General features: G+C 41.4%; 2 protein-coding genes. Both read left to right on the forward strand.

The window, feature by feature from the left end; translation table 11 throughout:
• Positions 1–3,241: hypothetical protein (locus tag R4I06_RS04320; protein WP_334414347.1), on the forward strand; the 3,241-nt coding region annotated here is incomplete at its 5' end.
• Positions 3,242–3,341: 100 nt separating this feature from the next.
• Positions 3,342–5,267: a hypothetical protein gene (locus R4I06_RS04325; RefSeq protein ID WP_334414349.1), complete on the forward strand. Its 1,926-nt coding sequence runs from the start codon at positions 3,342–3,344 to the stop codon at positions 5,265–5,267.
• Positions 5,268–5,521: the final 254 nt, after the last annotated feature.

Genomic DNA, 5,521 nt, shown 5'->3' on the forward strand with positions numbered 1-5,521 from the left:
AGCGCTAGATGATTTTGAAGCACAACTTAACACGCTAGAACTGCCCTTTTCCGCGGAAGATGCCATAAAGCTGGTATATAGGTATAAGGATACGCCTGATATGATGCAGAACGTGCTCTCTAATACATCTGAAGATGCAGTTGCAGTAGTAGAACAATTTATTGCAGATCTTGGTGTACAGGGTATATCAAGAGTGGAAAATGTGCCTTTAGAAACAGGGATTCCTACGGCACGAGATAAAGCGCTAGATGATTTTGAAGCACAACTTAACACGCTAGAACTGCCCTTTTCCGCGAAAGATGCCATGAGGCTGGTAATGAGGTATAAGGATACGCCTTATATGATGCAGAACGTACTCTCTAACACATCTGGAGACGCAGTTGCACTAGTAGAACAATTTATTGCAGATCTTGGTGTGCAGGGTATACCAGGAGCGGAAAATGCGCCTTTAGAAACAGGGGTTCCTACGGCACAGGATAAAGTCAAAAAGGGAGCGATGCGCTTTTTGAAAAAAACTGCTGCAGAAAAGAAGCAGGAGGCTCCTAGGAGCGCACCCGTATCTTATGGATTAGAGTTTCTAATTGATAATCAGCTAGATGAAAGAAATGTGATATTAGCACTTGAGAACAACGGCACCAGAGAAGTAATAGAGTATATCTTCTCAAATGCTACTGATAGTGCTGTTTTAGAGAAGGCATGCAAGAAAATCTCACAGTTTGGTGAAAACGGTGGCAGCTCAATTATGAGCAAGGCCATAGATTCTATACGTGACGTCAGCAAAATAGAGGATTTTTTAGAAGTTATTTTTTCGGTAAAAGACGCCAGGGCGAAAGCAGTGCTTTCTGCTGGGTTAAGCATACATGTCGCCGATTCTGCTCTGGCATGCAAATACGAACAGGTAAAGGCCATAATAGAGTACGAGCCCTCGTGTATATATGGCAACTCACTAAACATTATGGAATTAGCATATACTCAGGGTATAGTGAGATACGGACAAATCCTGAAGGACTTACACAAGCAGATAATAGTGGGGACTAGAAACGGTGATCCAAGATATAAGAAGTGTTATCCCATATTGAGCATAATATACATATCGCAGATTTCTCCTCAAGAAGCGTGCGAGATGCTCCGTGGGCTGCTCCAGTCTGGATATATTCCATCGAAGAGTGATGTCAGGATAATTGAGAGCGTTCCTGGTGATACAGGTGATGCTTTAAGGGACATAGTAAGCAGTCATGATGCGGAACAGGAGGTTATGGGAGATGTACTTTTCTCCGGTGAAGAAGTTTCGCGTACCCTGAATAGTAATGAAGAAGTGATAGAATATGTATTGCGCAATGCTTCAGATAATGCTGCCATAGAAGAGGCATGTGCGACGATGTGTGATTCCAGGTACAATGCTGCTTTTATCATAAGTAGAGTTATAGACTCTATGAGAGACCAAGTTCAGATGGAGAATTTTCTTAACTTGAGTTTGAATCAGCCTGCTGCAAGTATTATGCGAGTGGGTCTTGGGAGCAAGCTCCATACCCAGATGTTGCATTGGGCAAAGCAGGGTTCTTATTCGAAAATTGAGAGCGTATTGAGATATATACCATCTGCTATATACGCCGGCTTAGACGGTGCGAAGCGTCTGGATCTAACACAAATAGCGTTGGAGCAAAATAGGCAAGGTTGTGCAAATATGCTCACAGAATTTCATAAAGAGATATTGCACGGCTTAATGCTGGGCGACGCTAAGTACATTGAATGCTCTTCCCTTATGAGTATAATAAGTATTTCTCGGGTCTCTGTAGAAGAAGCATGTAAGTTGTTGATTGAGTGGAATCAATCTTCAGGGGCCAAGTCAGAACCCTATAAAAAATGGATATTAGACAATGCGCCTCCTAGAGCTCGGCCGGCTTTATATAATGCCTTATATGCTCATACTGAAGTGGGTATAGCTCATGGAGCTGTAGCTGCTGAACAGCCTAATGAAGAAAATAAAGCTAGTTTAGTTCCTACTGAAGCGCAAGATCCCGACACTTCGAAACCAAATGAGCCTTGGAGGCTTACTTCTTACGTTGGAAAAGTTCAATCGTCCATAAGTAATAGCATACCTAATGTGAGTGACACTATCTCTCAAGCGCTAAGCACGGGCAATATCTTGTATAATGTTGGCGCTTTTATGGGGAGGAGGTTAGCTAGTAAAGCTATAAATGCTATAACACATCATCCCACAGTGGTTTCTACATATGACAATACAAAGGCTATGATGGGAGCAATCTTATCGCCATTTAATAATAACGATCTTGAAAGCCGATTTATTGCTCAAGTAAAAGGAACGCGAGAAACTTTAGGTAGGGATTTGTCTGCAAAAGAAGCGCTCAATTTACTTACACAGTTTGGACGCGACGTTACTGCTAATACAGTGTTGGGTGTATTGCTAAATACTTCTACAGAAGCCGCTAAGGAAGTAGCTAGGAGAATATTTGATCAGGGAAAAGATGGAATCATTGCAACTGTAGCTATTGCCAATACTAAAGATCCTGACGGAGTTAAGAACTTATTATGTGTTGTATTTGACATAGTGGATAGCGATCTTGCAAAGAGGCAGATTTCTCAAGTCTTGAGTAAACATCTATTTGATTCGGTAAGAAAGGGTGGTTATTTGAAGATTGAGAGCATACTAAAGTATGATCCTTCCTACTTATACGAAACTGAAGGAGGGAAAGATCTCATGGAGACAGCTTTGGACTCAGGCAGGAGACGTGATGCAAATATGCTCAAGGAATTTCATAAGGAAATAGTGAATGACTACATAGAGGGCAGAAATGAGTATGAGGGCTGCAGCGCATTAGCAAGCATAGCATATGTTTCAAAAGTTTCTGCAGCAGAAGCATGCGAAATGCTTGATGCATTGATGGAGTCTGGGTATGAAATGACGGCAAATTTGAAGAAATGGCTGCGCGAGAATTTCCCCAGAGATGCCCATGCAGCATTGGATGCTGTATTTGAGAAGAGAGCCAATGGGGCTGAGGATAAATTTAAAGTTGGTAGGACGATACCTTCTGACGCAAGAAGTACACAAGATTCTGATATAAGTGATGATGAAAGTGCAGCATCAACAGTTTCAACGCGAATTGTTGATTCGGCTGATGAGACGCAAGACGAAAAAAGCTCCCAAAGAGTTGGCAGCATGGTGAAGAGTGTTACGGCTATGAGGGTAAGTGCTCGTAATGGAGCAGATAAAGTCAGGTAACCCCGCACTCGGTTACTACAATTCCTTATTTTATTTACTAATTATGTAGCTCTGTGTATAGTGTGGCGTGTATTATGCCAAAATTAATATAGAGGGAAGAGTGTTTAGTGCGGGGAGTATAAGGGATGCTACAGAAGTTGATGAGCCAACGAGTGAACTCATGGCTATGAATGCTGGAAGAAATTTAGGAGGAAGAATTTTTCAGCGTTACGTTGTGCACAATTTTTTTAAGTCGTTTGACAGTGCACATGTATTTGAGCAATACAGATCCAGGCATATGTCTGAATACAGTGTAGTACTGGAGATAAGTAATGCAACTAGATCAGATAGGCGATATCTTTTTGACATATTTAGCTTCTGTCCGGAAAAGCGTATTTGTTTTGCGCAGGAAAGGGAGGTTTCTGAGGAAGTTCTGCTTGTTGTGGGTTCCAGGAAGTATGTAAAGGCTAGCGATTATGCTGTGGGTATACAAGCGGGTAAAGTAGAAGAAAGCTCTTTAAATTCTGAACTTCCTACAATCGTCTATAGTATTAGATTTCATAATAGTTGGAAATTGGCTGTCGAAAGTCGTAACAACGTATTATTGATTTGCGAAGAATACGGGGCAGATAATCCTAAAGCTTTGTTCAGAAGTTTTATTAATACCGGTCTTACTTTCTATATTCCCTATTACAAAGTTAGTGTGCCAAGAACATATGAAAATCTTGTTTCCCTGATGTTTTCCTATGAGGTGGTTGGTAGCAAAAGAGAGTACAACGGAGTACTTGTACGTTACCTACAGTATTATCATAAAGCCTTGCAAGATTATGTGCATAGGGTTGGATACAGTGTTTATATTGACCAGGAATTTATAGATAACCCTACGGGAGCAAGATTTGCTGCAGATTTACTCATTAACTATGTGAACTTTGAGCGTAGTATAAAAGCGCATTCTGACAACGAGCGCTACAGAGATCTTTTTCTGTTCTGTGATGCTGCGTGTGGAATCGCAAGGAGGGAGGTAACTAATATTCCAGAAGACCAAGATAGTGGCGAGGCATTGGATAATTTATGCGCGATATACGTCTTAACGTGTGATGATAGAAAGTATTTTGTTGATAAAGTTGAAAATTTGTATGGACGTTTTTTAGAAGCGATGATCACATTTAACCGTCACTATAGGGCGATTTCAGTTATTCAAACATATATGAACATGCTTTCGGTAGAGATTGGTAACAGGCAAGGCATTATTATACCGGAAGTAGTGCCAAGGTTACGCGAGAGCATACGAGCAGTTATAGGAGTATTTACTAAATCAAGGTCGGGGCCTTCTTGGATAGAGGAGATTGCACGTATGTACGAAAATGGTAGTGAAATAGAGCAAGAGACTATAGCAGCTATATCTATGGCTGCTATAGGTAGCGCGCTCTCCTTAGGGGATAGACTCATGTATATTCCGCACTATAGGAGCATGTTCTTCACATATCAGAAACGTAGAGATTTTGTTCGATCTGGGTGTGTTTTAAGCGAGGACAATTCCGCAGCTATGTTTGATACTATCAGGAATGGAGCGGTTTTAGGTCTAATTATAGCGCACGCTGTTGTTTATGAAATAGAGCAACTACATCGCATGGGGTACATTCCAAAGCCGATAGGGGTTATGCCATCAGTGACGGACAGGGAGAACCTCATAAAATTATGTGACGATTTACTGCTTAATGCTTCTAGAATAGGGAAGTACTCTAACCATAAAACACTGCTCAGGAATTTAGTTCGTGAGCAGATTAGCGGAGTTCATTGTGCCCCGAAAGTAGAAAAATTTGTTAGAGTATATGGAAAAAATGATAGAGCGCAACGACGAAGGGCTACTAGACCACAGGAAGAAGTTTCTACTTCTGCTTCTACTTCTGCCTCTACTTCTACCTCTACTATATGCGAGGATACCGCTTCTGCAGCTGCAGACAATGTGATAAACAGTGCGTTAGAGGATGCGCGTACGGAAAATGTGGTTTCTCCAAACAAAGAGAGAGTGGGAGAAGCGAAATAAGTAAGAATTCATCTGCTAAGTTGAAATATGCAGCCAGTATTGTTTTTGAATGGCTGCTGCATGTTTCTTTGCCCTGTGTATGATTTTCACAAGCTCGTTAGAGCGTGGTGCAATAGTTGAGTTCAAATTATGTGATGCGCAGTTTATAGGCGATAGCAGCGTTGTCGGGAGTATTCTATTAGTTGCCGGTCTGCCGGTCATTGCCTAAAAACACAGCTTAGAGTTGTTAACCGCGTATTAAACGTCGATTGCTT

This window comes from Anaplasma bovis (assembly GCF_036903315.1).
GTDB classification, from domain to species: Bacteria; Pseudomonadota; Alphaproteobacteria; order Rickettsiales; family Anaplasmataceae; genus Anaplasma; species Anaplasma bovis.